At 73.3% G+C, this 15501-nt stretch carries 17 protein-coding genes; 10 read left to right on the top strand and 7 right to left on the bottom strand.

Going from position 1 to position 15501, the window contains the following annotated elements; translation table 11 throughout:
- Positions 1-152 precede the first annotated feature (152 nt).
- The 3 genes from EJF31_RS17115 (at position 153) to EJF31_RS17105 (ending at position 3489) form a co-directional block, all read left to right on the top strand.
- A complete protein-coding gene (locus tag EJF31_RS17115; protein ID WP_125038332.1) occupies positions 153-1187 on the top strand; it encodes a ScyD/ScyE family protein in 1035 nt (344 codons plus the stop codon).
- Between the two features lie 113 nt (positions 1188-1300).
- Positions 1301-1510, top strand: coding sequence for a DUF1918 domain-containing protein (locus EJF31_RS17110; RefSeq protein ID WP_125038331.1), 210 nt, complete (start codon positions 1301-1303; stop codon positions 1508-1510).
- 35 nt (positions 1511-1545) lie between these two features.
- Positions 1546-3489, top strand: coding sequence for an amino acid transporter (locus EJF31_RS17105; protein ID WP_260430923.1), 1944 nt, complete (start codon positions 1546-1548; stop codon positions 3487-3489).
- A gap of 4 nt (positions 3490-3493) precedes the next feature.
- On the opposite strand, the gene EJF31_RS17100 is transcribed toward EJF31_RS17105, so the two are convergent.
- Positions 3494-4639: an acyl-CoA dehydrogenase family protein gene (locus EJF31_RS17100; RefSeq protein ID WP_125038330.1), complete on the bottom strand. Its 1146-nt coding sequence runs from the start codon at positions 4637-4639 to the stop codon at positions 3494-3496.
- A gap of 26 nt (positions 4640-4665) precedes the next feature.
- Positions 4666-5820 (bottom strand): acyl-CoA dehydrogenase family protein, encoded by a 1155-nt coding sequence (locus EJF31_RS17095; RefSeq protein WP_125038329.1) that lies wholly within the window; start codon positions 5818-5820, stop codon positions 4666-4668.
- A 104-nt stretch (positions 5821-5924) separates the two neighbouring features.
- Here EJF31_RS17095 and rlmC point away from each other — a divergent pair, with 104 nt between their 5' ends.
- A complete protein-coding gene (rlmC, locus tag EJF31_RS17090) occupies positions 5925-7049 on the top strand; it encodes a 23S rRNA (uracil(747)-C(5))-methyltransferase RlmC (RefSeq protein WP_125038328.1) in 1125 nt (374 codons plus the stop codon).
- A 229-nt stretch (positions 7050-7278) separates the two neighbouring features.
- Here the strand turns inward: rlmC and EJF31_RS17085 are convergent, their stop codons facing one another.
- On the bottom strand, positions 7279-7884 hold the full coding sequence (locus EJF31_RS17085; protein ID WP_125038327.1) for a hypothetical protein: 606 nt from the start codon (positions 7882-7884) through the stop codon (positions 7279-7281).
- 16 nt (positions 7885-7900) lie between these two features.
- On the opposite strand from EJF31_RS17085, the gene EJF31_RS17080 reads away from it, so the two are divergent.
- From EJF31_RS17080 to EJF31_RS17070, 3 genes are read left to right on the top strand one after another with little or no spacing between them, the layout of a single operon-like run.
- Complete coding sequence (locus tag EJF31_RS17080; RefSeq protein WP_221767623.1) at positions 7901-8065, top strand: hypothetical protein; 165 nt, start codon at positions 7901-7903, stop codon at positions 8063-8065.
- A gap of 57 nt (positions 8066-8122) precedes the next feature.
- Positions 8123-8791 (top strand): SprT-like domain-containing protein, encoded by a 669-nt coding sequence (locus EJF31_RS17075; RefSeq protein WP_125038325.1) that lies wholly within the window; start codon positions 8123-8125, stop codon positions 8789-8791.
- 53 nt (positions 8792-8844) lie between these two features.
- The gene (locus EJF31_RS17070) at positions 8845-9447 is read left to right on the top strand and encodes a hypothetical protein (RefSeq protein WP_125038324.1); all 603 of its coding nucleotides are present in this window, start codon (positions 8845-8847) and stop codon (positions 9445-9447) included.
- A gap of 24 nt (positions 9448-9471) precedes the next feature.
- On the opposite strand, the gene EJF31_RS17065 is transcribed toward EJF31_RS17070, so the two are convergent.
- Together EJF31_RS17065 and EJF31_RS17060 are read right to left on the bottom strand one after the other, a co-directional pair.
- Entirely contained in the window at positions 9472-10716 is a 1245-nt protein-coding gene (locus EJF31_RS17065) for a serine/threonine-protein kinase (RefSeq protein WP_125038323.1), read from the bottom strand.
- A 62-nt stretch (positions 10717-10778) separates the two neighbouring features.
- Positions 10779-11105 carry a hypothetical protein gene (locus EJF31_RS17060; protein ID WP_125038322.1) on the bottom strand — a complete coding sequence of 109 codons (327 nt, stop codon included), beginning with the start codon at positions 11103-11105 and terminating at the stop codon, positions 10779-10781.
- A 193-nt stretch (positions 11106-11298) separates the two neighbouring features.
- On the opposite strand from EJF31_RS17060, the gene EJF31_RS17055 reads away from it, so the two are divergent.
- Positions 11299-12822 (top strand): glycoside hydrolase family 30 beta sandwich domain-containing protein, encoded by a 1524-nt coding sequence (locus EJF31_RS17055; RefSeq protein ID WP_125038321.1) that lies wholly within the window; start codon positions 11299-11301, stop codon positions 12820-12822.
- Between the two features lie 66 nt (positions 12823-12888).
- Complete coding sequence (locus EJF31_RS17050; protein ID WP_125038320.1) at positions 12889-13374, top strand: hypothetical protein; 486 nt, start codon at positions 12889-12891, stop codon at positions 13372-13374.
- A 26-nt stretch (positions 13375-13400) separates the two neighbouring features.
- Here the strand turns inward: EJF31_RS17050 and EJF31_RS17045 are convergent, their stop codons facing one another.
- Both EJF31_RS17045 and EJF31_RS17040 read right to left on the bottom strand, forming a co-directional pair.
- Positions 13401-13811 carry a DUF2237 family protein gene (locus EJF31_RS17045; RefSeq protein ID WP_125038319.1) on the bottom strand — a complete coding sequence of 137 codons (411 nt, stop codon included), beginning with the start codon at positions 13809-13811 and terminating at the stop codon, positions 13401-13403.
- Between the two features lies 1 nt (position 13812).
- Positions 13813-14712 carry an alpha/beta fold hydrolase gene (locus EJF31_RS17040; protein ID WP_125038318.1) on the bottom strand — a complete coding sequence of 300 codons (900 nt, stop codon included), beginning with the start codon at positions 14710-14712 and terminating at the stop codon, positions 13813-13815.
- Positions 14713-14798: 86 nt separating this feature from the next.
- On the opposite strand from EJF31_RS17040, the gene EJF31_RS17035 reads away from it, so the two are divergent.
- Positions 14799-15485, top strand: a complete 687-nt coding sequence (locus tag EJF31_RS17035; protein WP_125038317.1) for an alpha/beta hydrolase — start codon at positions 14799-14801, stop codon at positions 15483-15485.
- Positions 15486-15501: the final 16 nt, after the last annotated feature.

Raw genomic sequence — 15501 nt, 5'->3', positions numbered from 1 at the left:
ATCACCCAGATCGGGGGTGACAGGTGCCCGGGCCGGCGGAAGAGTCGGAGTCGACGTAGCCGAACCACTACCACCTCTGTCGCGCGTCCCCTCTCGGGTCGCTGGTGGCACCAGTCGATACGACCTCAGCCCTACCTGCCGACGGAGCAACCATGCGTCCCCAGCGCGCACTCCTGATCGCCGCCACCGCCGTGGCCGGCTTGATCGCCTTCACCGCACCCCAGACCGCCACCGCGGCCCAGCCCGCGCACCACCACGCCAACCACAGCAGCGCCGCCACCCTGCTCACCTCGGGCCTCGCCGGTGGCGGCGGCAGCACGATCGGCCCCGACGGCGCCCTCTACGTGACCGAGGCGCTGGCCGGCCGGATCACCAGGGTCGATCCGGCCACCGGCGCGAAGACGACGTACGCCAGCGGCCTCCCCACCCGCGTGATCCCGCTCGGCGGCACGATGGACGTGGCGTTCGTGGACGGTACGGCGTACGTCCTGGTCACCCTGGTCGGCGCGGACGTCGGCGGCACCAACACCGTCGGGATCTACCGGATCGACAGCACCACGACCCACACGGTCGTCGCCGACATCGGCACCTGGGCGACCACGCACCCGCCGGCGACGGCCTTCGAGGTGCCGAGCGGCGTGCAGTACGCGCTCCAGCCCTGGCGCGGCGACCTGCTCGTCACCGACGGGCACCACAACCGGGTCCTGCTCGTCGACCTCGACGGCAAGCTCGGGTCGAACGTGTCGCAGGTGATCGCCTTCGGTGACATCGTGCCGACCGGCATGGCGCGCCAGGGACACACGCTCTACCTCGCCGAGGCCGGACCGGTGCCGCACCTCGCGACGACCGGCAAGGTGGTGCGGTTCGAGCCGGGTGACGCCACCGCGACCGACGTGGCGTCGGGGGCGCCGCTGAACGTCGACGTCGAGTTCGGTCCCGGCCACCACGGCCGGACCCTCTACGCCCTGTCCCAGGGCACCTTCCACGCCGGCGACCAGCCGGGCTCGCCGGCGATGCCCGACACCGGGTCGATCCTGCGGGTCAACGCCGACGGCACGATGACGACCGTGACGACAGCACTCGACCGGCCGACGTCGCTGGAGATCGTGGGGCATCGCGCGTACGTCGTGACGCTGGACGGCGAGATCTGGACCGCCGACCTCGGCGGGAGCGGACACGACGACTGACCGGCGAACAACCGGGTCCCGGACCGGACGGCCCGCTGCTTCGGGGGTGGTGGGCCGTCCTTCCCGTGGGGAGGGGTCTTCTGGGGCTTGCGGGCCCCTCGAAGCGGAGCATCATGGGAGAGCAGGAGGTGGTCAGGGTGCAGGCAAAGGTCGGAGACCGTCTGGTCGTCGAGAGCCGGGCCGCGGAGGCCCACCGGCGCGAGGGCGAGATCATCGAGGTGCACGGCGAGGACGGCGCACCGCCGTACGTCGTGAAGTGGCTGGACGGCCACGAGGGGCTGGTCTACCCCGGGCCGGACGCGCACGTGGTCGGGGCCGGCTGAGGCTTCGGGAGGCGGCACCTACAGTTCCGCCTGTGATGAGTACGACGCAGGCGACCGCTGTGAGGCGCTGGTTCTTCCAGACCGAGCATCCCGACCCCAGCGGCCAGAGCGACCGGGAGCGCGAGGCGTCCCAGCACAAGGTCAAGCCCTGGTGGCAGGTGATGTGCCTGACCGGCGTGGACTACTTCTCCACGCTCGGCTACCAGCCCGGGATCGCGGCCCTGGCCGCGGGAGCGCTCGCCCCGGTGGCGACCCTCGTGCTCGTGCTGGTGACGCTGTTCGGGGCGCTGCCGATGTACCGACGCGTCGCGCAGGAGAGCCCCCACGGCGACGGCAGCCTCTCGATGCTGGAGAAGCTGCTGTCCTACTGGCCGAGCAAGCTCCTGGTGCTGGCGCTCATCGGCTTCGTGGCCACGGGGTTCATCATCACGATCACCCTCTCCGCGGCGGACGCGACCGCCCACCTGGCGGAGAACCCCTACCTGCACGACACCCTCTCCGGGCACCGGGTGCTGGTGACCCTGGGCCTGCTCGCGCTGCTCGCGGCGGTCTTCCTCAAGGGCTTCAGCGAGGCCATCGGCATCGCGGTCGTGCTGGTCACGATCTACCTCGGGCTCAGCCTGGTCGTCGTGGTCGACGGCTTCTCGCAGGTCTTCGCCGACACCACGACGTTCAGCGACTGGACCTCGGCGATGACTCACGCCCACTCCTCACCGCTCGGCATCATCGGCGCCTCGCTGCTGGTCTTCCCGGCGCTGGCGCTCGGCCTGTCCGGGTTCGAGACCGGCGTCGTCGTGATGCCCCTGGTCGAGGGCGACGAGTCCGACACCCACGCCGAGCCGAAGGGCCGGATCCGCAACGCCCGGCGGCTGCTCACGACGGCCGCGCTGATCATGAGCGTGATGCTGATGGGCTCCTCGCTGGTGACCACGCTGCTCATCCCCGCGGCCGCCTTCGAGCCCGGCGGCGAGGCCAACGGCCGGGCCCTGGCCTACCTCGCGCACGGCTCGCTCGGCGAGGGCTTCGGCACGGCGTACGACGCCGCCACCATCGGCATCCTGTGGTTCGCCGGCGCCTCGGCGATGGCGGGGCTGCTCAACATCGTGCCGCGCTACCTGCCCCGCTACGGCATGGCGCCGGAGTGGGCTCGCTCGACCCGGCCGCTGGTGCTCGTGTTCTCCGCCATCGCGGCCGTCGTCACGATCCTCTTCCACGCCTCCGTCGACAAGCAGGCCGGCGCCTACGCCACCGGCGTGCTGGCCCTGATGACCTCGGCGGCCGTCGCGGTGACGCTGACGGAGTGGCGCCGCGGCCACCGCCCGGTCGCGGCCTTCTTCGGCCTGGTCTCGGCGGTCTTCGTCTACACGATCTCCGTGACGATCCTGGACCGCCCCGAGGGCCTGATGATCGCCCTGGTGTTCGTGCTGATGATCCTGGTGATCTCGCTCGTCTCCCGGATCACCCGCAGCACCGAGCTGCGCGTCGCGCACGTCGACTTCGACAAGGCCGCCCGCGAGCTGATCGACCACGCGGCCCGCGGACCGCAGCCGTTGCGCTTCATCGCCAACCAGCTCGACGAGGGCGACCAGGAGGAGTACGACGAGAAGGCGGCCGAGGTCCGCAAGGACAACCACCTGACCGAGGACGACTCGACGCTCTTCCTCGAGGTGGAGGTCACCGACGCCAGCGACTTCGCCTCGAGCGTCCCGGTCACGGGCCTGACGATCGCCGGCCACCACGTCCTGCGCGCGCGGGGCACCAGCATCCCCAACGTGCTGGCGGCCGTGCTGCTCGCGCTCGGCGAGATGCTCGACGAGCCCCCGCACGTCTACCTCGAGTGGAGCGAGAACGGGCCGGGCGAGAACGCGCTCCGGTTCCTGTTCGCGGGCGAGGGCGACGTACCGCCGCTCACCCGCGAGATCCTCCGGCGCGCCGAGCCCGACGACGCCCGCCGGCCGCACGTGCACGTCGGCGGCTGACTGCCTACGGCAGCGGGTCGACCTGCTCGTGGTCGGCCACGGTGGCCGACAGCTGGGTGAGGTGGAAGTTGCCGTCGCCGAGCAGGTGGTCGAGCGCGGTGAGGCGGCTGGTGTAGTTCCCGATGGAGTACTCCGCGGTCATGCCGATGCCGCCGTGCAGCTGGATGGCCTCCTGCCCGACGTGGCGGGAGGCGCGGCTGACCTGGAGCGCGGCCCGCGAGGCTGCCTCGGCCATCTGGTCGGGCTTGCCCGCGGCCAGCACCATCGTGGCCCACACGGTCATCGACTTGGCGAGCTCGAGGGAGACGTACATGTCGGCGGCCCGGAAGTTCAGCGCCTGGAAGGTGTTGAGCGGGACGCCGAACTGCTTGCGGTTGCGGAGGTACTCCGTCGTCGTCGACAGGGCCACCTCCATCAGGCCGATCGCCTCGTTGCAGGCCATCACGCGGGCGATGTCGAGCACCGCGGCGATGGTGGGCGTGCGGTCGGCGCCGGCCTCGCCTAGCGGGGTGGCGGGCGCGTCGGCGAAGGCGATGCGGGCGGCGCGGCCGCCGTCGTGGGTGGCATAGCCGTCGCGGGTGACGCCGTCGGCCGACGGGTCGACGAGGAACAGGCCGGTGCCGCCGTCGGGCAGTGCAGCCGACACGACGAGCTGGTCGGCGCGGGCGCCGTGGGGGACCGGCTCCTTGGTGCCGGAGACGGTCCAGGACGAGCCGTCGCCCGTGGCCGTGACCGCCGTGGCGGACGAGGTCCAGCGCGCGCCCGGCTCGGCGTGCGCGAAGGCGAGGAGCCGCTCGCCGGCAGAGAGCGCGCCCAGCACTTCGGCGCGCTGCTCGGCCGAGCCGGCCGCGGCGACCAGCCCACCGGCCAGGACGACGGCGGTCAGGTAGGGCTCGGGCGCGAGCACGCGGCCGATCTCCTCGGCCACGATCGCGACCTCCACGGGGCCGGCGCCGGAGCCGCCGTCCTCCTCGTGGAAGGGCAGCCCGAGCACGCCCATCTCGGCCAGCCGCGCCCACAGCTTCTCGTCGAAGCCCGGCTCCTCGGCCACCGTGCGGCGGCGGTTCTCGTAGTCGGCGTAGGTCTTGCCGACCAGGCCGCGGACGGCCTCGCGGAGCGCCTGCTGCTCCTCGTCGTAGGTGAAGTCCATGGAAGTGCCTTTCCCAGAAGTCCGGCTCAGAGTCCGAGGATCGTCTTGGCGATGATCTGGCGCTGGATCTCGTTGGACCCGCCGTAGATCGAGGCCTTGCGGAGGTTGAGGTACGCCGGCGTGGCGCGGTGCGTCCAGGCGGGCAGGTCCGAGCTGTCGGACCCGGCCCCGGAGGCCAGCGAGGCCGGCCCAGCGAGGTCGACGACGAGCTCGGAGACGGCCTGCTGCAGCTCGGTGCCCTTGAGCTTGAGGACCGACGACGCCGGGTGCGGCTTGCCGTCGGCGGAGTGCGCGGCGACCCGGAGCACGGTGAGCTCGAGGGCGAGCAGCTCGTTCTCCAGCTCGGCGAAGCGGGCGGCGGTGAGCGGGTCGGCGAGCTGGTCGCCGGCGTACTCCTTGGCCTGGGCGAGGACCCGCTTGGTGGCGCCGACGGGGGCCACGCCGACGCGCTCGTTGCCGAGCAGGAACTTCGCGTAGTCCCAGCCGGCGTTGAGCTCGCCGACGAGGTTCTCGGCCGGGACGCGGACGTCCTCGAACCACACCTCGTTGACCTCGTGGCCGCCGTCGATCAGCTCGATCGGGCGGACCGTGACGCCGGGGGAGGTCATGTCGATGAGCAGGAACGAGATGCCGCGCTGCTTCTTGGCCTCGGGGTCGGTGCGGACCAGGCAGAAGATCCAGTCGCCGTGCTGGCCGAGCGTGGTCCACGTCTTCTGGCCGTTGACGACGAACTCGTCGCCGTCCTTCACCGCGGTCGTCCGCAGCGAGGCGAGGTCGGAGCCGGCGTCGGGCTCGGAGAAGCCCTGGGACCACCAGATGTCGAGGTTGGCGGTCTTGGCCAGGAAGCGTTCCTTGATCTCCTGCGACCCGAACTGCGCGATCACCGGGCCGACCATCGAGGCGTTGAAGGCCAGCGGCAGCGGCACGCACGCGCGCTGCATCTCGTCGTGCCAGATGTGGCGGCGCAGCTCGCTCCAGTCCTGGCCGCCCCACTCGACGGGCCAGTGGGGAACGGCGAGGCCGGCGGCGTTGAGCACCCGCTGGCTCTCGACGATCTGCTCCTTGGTCAGCTCCTGGCGCGCGGCGACGGCGTCGCGGATCTCCTGGGGGACCTTCGTGGTGAAGAAGGTCCGCATCTCCTCGCGGAACGCGGCGTCCTCGGCGGACAGCTCCAGCTGCATCGGCGTACTCCTCGATCGGGGCCTCGGATCGGGTCCTGGGGGGAACCTACCCGGCGGTAGGAAGGACGGGAACCAGGGCGGGCCGCCACTAGGCTGGCGGTCCCATGCAGTGCGACTACTACGACGCCGGCCGCTGCCGGTCCTGCTCCCTGATCGAGCAGCCCTACGCCCGCCAGCTGGCCGACAAGCAGGCCGCCTGCGAGGAGCTGCTGGCCGGCTTCGGCGGGCTGACGTGGCTGCCGCCGGTGGCGAGCCCGCAGGAGCGCTTCCGCAACAAGGCCAAGATGGTCGCCGGCGGGACGGTCGAGGCGCCCACGCTGGGGATCCTCGACCGCGACGGCCTCGGCGTGGACCTGCGCGGCTGCGGGCTGCACACCGACGGCCTGCGTGCGGCCCTGCCGGTGCTGGCGGACTTCGTGACCCGCGCGCGGCTCACGCCGTACGACGTGCCGACCCGCCGCGGCGAGCTCAAGCACCTCCTCGTCACGGAGTCGCCCGACGGCGAGCTGATGGTGCGGTTCGTGCTGCGCTCGGAGGAGTCGCTGGCCCGGATCCGCAAGCACCTCGGCTGGCTGCACGAGGCGCTGCCGCAGGTCGTGGTGGTCTCGGCCAACCTCCAGCCCGAGCACAAGGCCGTCCTCGAGGGCGAGCGGGAGATCCTGCTGAGTGAGGCGACGACGCTGCGGATGCGGGTCAACGGGATCGACCTGCACCTGCGCCCGCAGAGCTTCTTCCAGACCAACACCGCGATGGCCGCCGAGCTCTACCGCCTCGGCCGGGAGTGGGTGGGCGAGCGCGCGCCCGAGACCGTCTGGGACCTCTACTGCGGCGTGGGCGGCTTCGCGCTCCACGTGGCCGCCCCGGGTCGCGAGGTCGTCGGCATCGAGGTCAGCGCCGAGGCGATCGCGAGCGCGGAGCAGAGCCGCGACGAGCTCGGGCTGACCGGCGTCCGGTTCGAGGCGGGCGACGCGATCGCCTGGGCGACCGCCCGCGAGGCGCCGCCGGACCTGGTCGTGGTGAACCCACCCCGGCGCGGGATCGGCGCCGACCTGAGCCGGTGGCTCGAGGAGTCCGGCGTGCCCGGCGTCCTCTACTCCAGCTGCAACGCCCAGACGCTGGCGCGCGACCTCGCGGAGATGCCGTCGCTGCGGCCGGTGCGGGCGCGGCTGCTCGACATGTTCCCCAACACCGGGCACTACGAGGTGCTCGTCCTGCTCGCACGCGGGTGAACCCGGGACTGAACCGAGGGCCCGGGGCAGCGGCGGCCCCCGGGCCCTCGGGCCTCACCCGCGGGTGACGCCGGCGGTGAAGCGGGCGTCGCCCCCCGGCAACGCCCACCTCTCCCAGCCGGACCCGCAGCGCATGCGGCTCCGCCGACCGAGCCGTCCCCAGCCAACGGGACGGCGGCGGGCGCGTCATCCCCAGTTTCAATGAGGGGAGTGCATGAGGGCGTGCGCGTCAGGTGGCGACGGCGATCTCGTCGCCCAGCCGGGCGCCGCGTTGGAGCGCCAGGTCGTCGCCGGACCAGAACATGCCCGGGTCGAAGTAGTTGGTCGGCAGCCGGTCGTCGAGCAGCCCCATGGCGGCGTACGTCGCGGCCACCACCTCGGCGCAGTAGGTCATCTCGGCGGGTGCCGGACGTCGCAGCCGGCCCCGCGCCCAGCGGCCGGCCAGCGCGACCGTCGCGGGGAAGGGGGTGCCGTCGAGCCGCGCGATGGTGCGCAGCACGGCGTCCTCCATGACCGGCGTGATCGTCGCGTCGAGCTGGCGCAGCCAGGCCTGCTGCTCGTAGCGGCCCGACCACTGGTCCACGGCCGCCCGCAGGTCGTGCAGCTGGACGCCGCGGTGGTGGGCGCCGGACCAGACGCACTCCAGGCCCTTGCCCAGCTCGGCGTGCCACATCAGCGGTGGCAGGTCGTCGAGCACCACCGCCATGCCGACGTGGTTGACCGGCGCGTTGGTGACGACGCGGATCGCGTGGTCGGCGGCGGAGTGGCCGCGGAAGAGCCACAGGTCGCCGGTGCGGGTCAGGTCGACCGCCTCGTCGAGGCCGATGCTGGGCATGTCTAGAGTCCCTGTCATGAAGGCTGGCAAGCTCTGGAGGTTGCTCGGGGTGGCGGGAGTGGCCGGGGTCGCGGCCACCGGGGTCATCATCGCGCGTGACCAGCGTCGTCGCGCGCAGCTGACGCCCGACGAGGTGCGGGCGCGTCTGCAGGAGCGGCTGGCGGGCTCGAGCGAGGACTGACGGCCCGACCGGCCCGCCGTACGACCACTGTCGGAGGGCTCGCCTAGCGTTCTCGCCATGGAGCTTCCCGACGCCTTCGCCCTCGCCGAGCACCTGCTCGCGCGGCACGGGCTGACGGCGTGGTCGGTGGAGTTCGACAGCGCCAAGCGCCGGGCCGGGATCTGCCGGTTCGGCGACCGGGTGATCGGCCTCAGCGCGCCCCTGACGAGGCTGCACTCGCTGGCGGAGGTCGAGGACACGATCCTCCACGAGATCGCCCACGCCCTCGTGGGCCCGCGCCACGGCCACGACGAGACCTGGCGGCGGGTCGCCCGCGAGATCGGCTCCTCCGGTGCGCGCTGCGTGGACGCCGACTCGCCCCGCGTCGAGGCGGCCTGGCTCGGCACCTGCCCCGAGGGCCACACCGTCGGGCGTCACCGCCGGCCCGAGCGGGTGGTCTCCTGCCCGACCTGCAGCCCCACCTTCGACCTGGCGGCGGTCTTCGCGTGGACCCACCACGGCCGGCCGGCGCCGATGCACCCCAACTACGAGGCCGAGCTGGCGGCACTGCGCCGGGGTGAGCGGCTGGCCTGGCTCGCCGTCGGGAGCCGGGCCCGGGTCACCGCCGCGGGGGAGCACCACGGCGTCGTCGGGCGGGTGGTCAAGCGGGGCCGCACGACCTACCACCTCAAGGCCGGCCGGATGCTGCTGCGGGTGCCGTTCGCGTGGGTCGAGCCCGTCCGCTGACTAGACCGCGGAGGAGGAGGATTGAAAGTGGCGCGATCGGGCACGCTCACGACGTGTCGTTCCTCGCCATCCCCCGGCTGACCGGCTCCCACGCCGGCGATCTCCTCTCGACCATGACCCGCTCCGTGGGTCTGCGCCCCGCAGCACCCTGGCTGCCACCCGGCGAGACCCTGCGCGCCCGGATCTTCCGGCACGGCCTCACGCCCCCGGTCGACGTGCCGTGGCTCGACAACGGCGGCGTGGACGACGCCCGGGTGCGGCTGGTCTCACCGCTCTCCCTGGCCGGTACGTCGATCGCCGTCACCGGACTCTGCCTGCGGGTCGAGCAGGCCGACGGTTCGGTCGGCGACCTCGTGCTGCGGGCGCCGGCGCGTCCCGCGTGGAGCCCGCCGAGCCCGCGTCGCGCGGCCCGCGAGGTGGTCCTGGTGACCGAGTCGCCGTACCTCTCCGACGCGGGGCCGGTGTCCCTGCGCGCCCGTCAGACGGGCGCGGAGTCGTTCGAGCTGGCCGGCCGGGTCGGTGAGGGCGACTGGCAGGTCTTCGCAGACCTGCGGATCTCGTCGCGACCGTGCGTCGGTGAGGAGTTCGAGCCGCTCCCGGAGGTCAACACGCTGCCCGGCCTCGAGCCGTTGCGCGCCTCGCCCTTCGCCTCCTGAGCGGAGTGTCCGGACCCGCCAGGGTCAGTGCTTGCCCTTGTGCTTGCCGTGCCCGTGCTCCTTCTCGGGCTTGGCCGGCGGCGGGGGCTTGCTCGCGGGCGTCGGGGTCGGTTTTGTCGACGTCGGGGTCGGCGTCGTGGACGTCGGCGTGGCGGGCGTCGACGGCTTGGTGTTGCTGACGGGCGAGGACGACGGCGTGCTCACCGGCGACGTCGGCGTGCCCGTGTCGCCGCCGCTGCCCGCGGCCATCGCCACGACCACGACGAGCGCCAGGATCGCGCCGACGGCTCCGATCACGCCGCGCTGGTGGGCGGGCACGGCTGCGAGCCGCTCCCGACCCGACGCGACGAGCGCGGCCGCGGAGGCGGCGGGTGCGGCGAAGGGCGCCGCGACAGATGCGGCGGCAGGCGCGGCGGCCGGTGCGGAGACCGGCGCCGCGACCGGCACCGGGGCGGTCATGACGCGGGTGGCGGAGGGGTTCGCGAGCTCGCCGAGTCTCCGTGCCACCTCGTCCGCGGAGGGCCTGGCAGCGGGGTCGGCAGCGGTCATCGCGCCGAGCAAGCCGGCCCACGTCTCGGGCAGCCAGTCGGGGACCTCGGGGTCCCGGCTCAGCCGCGCCAGCGCCGACTCGGTCGGCGACCCGGGGAAGGACCGCTCACCGGTGAGCACCTCGAGCAGCACCAGCCCGAGGGAGTAGACGTCGACCGCGGTGGTGACGTCCTCGCCACGCACCTGCTCGGGGGAGAGGTAGGCGGCGGTGCCGATCGCGTGACCGGTCTGGGTGTGCCGGACGGTGTCGCCGATCAGCCGCGCGATGCCGAAGTCGGCGATCTTGGTGCGGTCGGTGTCGGTCACGATGATGTTGCCGGGCTTGATGTCGCGGTGCACGACGCCCTCGTCGTGGGCGTAGGCCAGCGCCGCCGCCACCTGCGCGCCCAGCGCGGCGGTCCGCTCGGGCGACAGCGGGCCGTCCGCGCACACCCGGCCGAGGGTCCGGCCCTCGACGAGCTCCATGACGAGGTAGGGCCGCTCGGCCGTCGTACCGGCGTCGAGGACCATCACCAGGCCGGGGTGGGACAGCCGGGCCAGGGTCTGCGCCTCGGCGGTGAACCGCAGGCGGTCGTTCTCGTCGGTGGCGGTCTCGCGCAGCACCTTGACGGCGACGGGACGGTGCAGCACCCGGTCGGTCGCACGGTGCACGTCGGCCATGCCGCCGCGCCCGAGGACGTCCTCGAGGGCGTAGCGGTCAGCGATTACGACGGGGTCCATCGAGGCGGTCACTCCAGTCCGAGGGGCGGCGGTGCGCGCCCATCCTCCCAGAGGATCGCCGGTCAGCCGCAGGCGGCAAGGGCCCTGACGTCGGTGGCGCAGTTGAACCAGTAGCCGTCCACGCGCAGCGCCTGGTGGCGGCGCGAGACGACGATGGGGCCGCGGGTGCCCGCCAGCGCGGTCGCGAGGGCGACCGGGTCGTGGTGGTACCACCGCAGCGGCGGCTCGCCGGCGAGGACGATCTCGAGCGAGGAGCCCGTCTGGATGACGTCCAGCACGGCGAGGCACTCGGCGGCGGAGGCCTGCTTCCAGTGCGCCCAGTGCAGCAGGTGGCCGGGGTCGTAGGAACCGCAGCCTGAGGACGTCGGTGTGCGCTCGTCGACCATCATGTGTGCTCCCCCCAGAGACGGTTGCGGTCGTGTGACCCGGTCCTCGAAAGGTAAAGCCACCGGAGAGCCGCCACACCGCCAACACACGCGTCTTGAGGGAATCTGGAGGTTTCTCCTCACCCTGCCCGGTTTGACTCTGGGCCGTGGTCCGTCAGAGTGGATGAGGAACCTCCCCACTCGGACGGGAATCGACATGCCTGTGACCCACCGGCCTCGGTCGCGTCGGCGTACGGCGTTCTCCCTCGGGCTCACCGCGACGGTGGCCCTCGCCACGCTCTCCGGCGGCTGTGCCGCCACCGACCCCGACTCGGCGCCGACCTTCCACGACCACCCTCTCAGCCAGCACGCCCAGAACCACGCCCAGCACCACACCCAGCAGCACGCCCACGGCCGTGAGCACGGTCACCGCTCGGGACGGCAGGGCGGCGACGTCCGGTCCCCGCACTACCCCGTCAACACCGGCACCTTCTGGGTGTCCTCGCCCACGGACGCCTCGCGGCGGCTGCTCGTCGAGCCGGGCGCGGCCGGCCCAGCGACGGCCACCGTCTCGGTCGACCCGGGCGACCCCCGGCAGGTCTGGTGGGGCACGGGCGCCGCGCTGACCGACGCCTCGGTCGGCCTGCTGCGTGACCACCCCGACGCGCTCCGCGCGCTCTACGGCGCCTACGCCTCCGACGGCGCCCGCCTCAGCATGCTCCGCCTGCCGCTCTCGGCGACCGACTTCTCCCCGGAGCCGTGGGCGTGGGCCTGGGACGGCACCCGCCCCTCGCCACCCAGCCAGGAGACCGCAGCCGTCGACCTGCTCCGCGGCCAGATCCTGGGGCTCCGGCCCGGGCTCAAGGTGGTCACCGCGCCGTGGACGGCGCCGGCCACGATGAAGTCCAACCACTCCCTGCGCGGCGGCAGCCTCGCGGCCGGCGCCGAGACGGCGTACGCCGACCTGCTGGCCGCCCAGAACACCTGGCTCAAGAGCCAGGGCGTGCCCGTGTTCGCCACCACCGTGGGCAACGAGCCCGAGTGGAGCAGTGACTACCCCTCGATGCGGATGAGCGACGACCAGCTCGTGCAGGTCAGTCGCGCCGCGGGGCCGCGGCTGCACACGCTCGGCGTGCGGCTGTGGGCGCTGGACCACAACTGGTCCGACCAGGCGCACGCCGCGGCCTCGCTGCAGGGGGCACCCGCGGCCTACGACGGCGTGGCCTACCACTGCTACGGCGGCCGGCCGGACGCGATGGCCGCCGACCAGGTGCCGCGGATGGTGACCGAGTGCACCGGCACGACCGACGGCTGGGCCGGCACGTTCGCCTGGGACGCCCGCAACCTGGTAGCCGACGCGGTCACGGCGGGCTCGTCAGGGCTGATGATGTGGAACCTCGCGCTCGACGCCGCGCACGGGCCGGTCGACACGGGATCGTCGTACGGCTGCAAGAACTGTCGGGGCCTCCTGACCGTGACCCCGGAGGGGGTCACGCGCGAGCCGGAGTTCTACACCCTGGCGCACCTGTCCCGGGCCGCGACGCCGGGGGCACGGGTCGTCTCCTCGACGTCGACGCCGGGGCTGGCCGTGGCGGCCTTCAGGAACGACGATGGGTCGATCGGCGTGTTCGGCCAGAACGCGACCGGGACCGAGCAGGTCGTGCGCATCGAGGTGCAGGGCGGCGCGACGGTCTCCTACCAGGTCCGCGCCGGGGAGCTGTTCACCTACCGATCGCGCTGATCGGCGGTCCATCTCGTAGGCTCGAGAGTCGGCGTCGGACTGGCGCCGGAAAGGGATGAGGATTTCGTGTCGGACGCTTACTGCGACCTGTGTGACCTGCCACTGTCGACCTGTGTGCACGGGATGCCCGCGCCGCCGCCGGTCGAGGTGAAGCCCGCCGCCCGCACGAAGACGCCTCCGCGCGTCCCCGGCACCCGCGCCTCGTCGCCCGCCGCGGCCGTCGAGGCCAAGCCCGTGAAGGCCGACATCTCGGTGCGCCGCGCGGACGCGAAGCGGACCCCGCAGCGCTACTACCGCCACTACATCCTCGAGGCGCTGGTCGAGGCCGGCGGCAAGGGCTCGACCGACGACGTCCTCGCCGACGTGGAGCGGCTGATGGAGGACGTGCTCCTCGACGGCGACCGCGACAAGATGCCGACCGGCGAGCTGCGCTGGCGCAACGCCGCGCGCTTCGAGCGCAAGGCCATGCTCGACGAGGGCCTGCTGCTGCCCGTGACCCAGCCCGGCGTGTGGGAGCTCAGCCCCGAGGGCCGCTCGCTCGCGACCGACTGACCGACTGAACGACCTGCCGACCGGTCTCACTCCTCCAGGGAGCTGGCGTCCTCCGGGACGTCGACGCGGTGCTGCTGGAGCATCTCCAGCGGGATGAACTCCAGCGCCCGCTCGCTGGTGCAGCTCAGCACCACGGGCGCGGCCGCACCCGCCTGGTGCGCCTGCAGCCAGCGCAGCGCGACCACGCACCAGCGGTCGCCGGGCACCAGCCCCGGGAAGCCGAACTCCGGTCGCGGCGTCTCCAGGTCGTTGCCCACCGCCCGCTGGTGGTCGAGGAACTCCCGCGTCATCACCGCGCAGACCGCGTGCAGCCCGATGTCCTCCGGGCCGCAGCGGCAGCTGCCGTCGCGGTGGAAGCCGGTCATCGGGTCCGTGCCGCAGGGCTGCAGCTCGGCGCCGAGGACGTTGCGCTCCTCGCGCTCCTGACGCGGGTCCATCTCAGGCGAGACCCGCGATGTGGATGAGGTCGTCGAGGATCCGCTCGAGCTGGGCGACCAGCGAGAGGTGCCCCTCGTCCTCGAAGAGGTGCGGCTGGGCGGTCGGCACGTGCGCCGCCAGCCAGGCCCCGTGCGCGTAGGGGACCATCGCGTCTTGGCGGCCCTGCCAGATCGCGACCGGTACGTCGATCTCCGCGAGGTCGAAGCCCCACGGCGCCATGATGGTCAGGCCGTCCTCGAGCGCGCCGGCCACGCCCTGCGCGCCGGCGTGGTGGAAGGAGCGGGCGAGCTCCTCGGCCAGCTCGCCGGTGATCGCGGCCTTGTCCACCTCGGTGACCAGGCCGCCGAACGCCGCCGCGATCTCGTCGGCCGACGCCGCGAACATCGGTGGGTAGGCCCGCTCGAGCAGCGCGCGGTAGGCCTCGGGGCCGCGGCGAGCCGTGTCGTACTCCTCGACGTTCTCCGCCGCCATCCCCGCCGTCCAGTCCAGGCCCTCCGCGTCCGGCGGGGCAACGCCGGCCAGGGACACCGCGCCGCGGCACTGGTCGCCGAGCAGCGCGGCGGCCGCCAGCGCCCGCGGGCCGCCGCCGGAGTGGCCGATCGTCACGAACTCGTCGATCGCGAGGTGGTCGAGGATCGCCGCCATGTCCAGGACGTCGTCCTTGACCTGCGCCGCACCGACCGCCGGCCGTGGCGTGGACCGGCCGTAGCCCGGACGGGAGTAGGTCACCAGCCGCAGGCCCAGGTCCCGGGCGGTGCGGTCCCAGGCCTCGCTGTGCACGGCCGCGGACGGCGACCCGGAGTGGTAGAGCAGCGGGAAGCCGTCCGGCTCGCCGCCCACCAGCACCTCCAGGGTGCGGCCGTCGTGGGTGCGGACGTCGATGTAGCCGTCGTCGGTCATGCGTGCCTCTCCTCCGTGGTGAGCCGAGGCTACGACGCCCAGACGGCCGTGACCATCGGCAACCGGCCACCCGCCACACTGGATCCGTGCACGCCGAACCCCGACTCCTCGACACGCGGGTGCCCGCGCGACCGGAGGGCGCCGTACTCCTCCTGCACGGTGGCGCCCAGCGCCCCGGCCGGCCGCAGGTGAGCCCGACCCAGCTCTCCGTGCTCCGGATGATCCCGATCGCCCGTCGCGTGGCGCGGGCCGGACATGGGCGGTTGGCGGTGTTCCGGCTGCTCAACTCCCACCGCGGCTGGGACGCCTCGCACACGCCCGTCGACGACGTCGCCTGGGCGCTGGACCGGGTCCGCGAGCGGCTCGGCGACCTCCCCACCAGCCTGGTCGGGCACTCGCTCGGCGGCCGCGCGGCGCTGCTCGCGGGCCACCACGAGGGCGTCCGCAGCGTGGTCGCGCTCAACCCGTGGCTCTACCCCGACGACGACGCCGACCTGAGCGGTCGCCGGGTCCTGTTCGTGCACGGCACGGCCGACCGCATCGCCGCCCCCGGCGACGCCGCGCGGGTGGCGCGCCGGATCGGGCAGCGGGCCGACGTCGGGTACGTCGCGGTGCCCGGCGCCCGCCACGCGATGCTCCGCCAGGGTTCGTTCTTCGAGCGCGCCGCCGCCCGGTTCGCGACCGCGACCCTGCTGGGTGAGCGGGAGCGGATCCGGCAGTCGGACCCCGTCTCGCGGGTCCTGCACGGCGAGCAGTGGGTGACAGCTTGGTGAAAGGCCGGCTCGACCG

It is taken from the genome of Nocardioides sp. LS1 (genome assembly GCF_003865225.1).
Classification (GTDB): domain Bacteria; phylum Actinomycetota; class Actinomycetes; order Propionibacteriales; family Nocardioidaceae; genus Nocardioides; species Nocardioides ginsengisegetis.
This window is presented reverse-complemented; position numbering and strand designations above follow the sequence as displayed.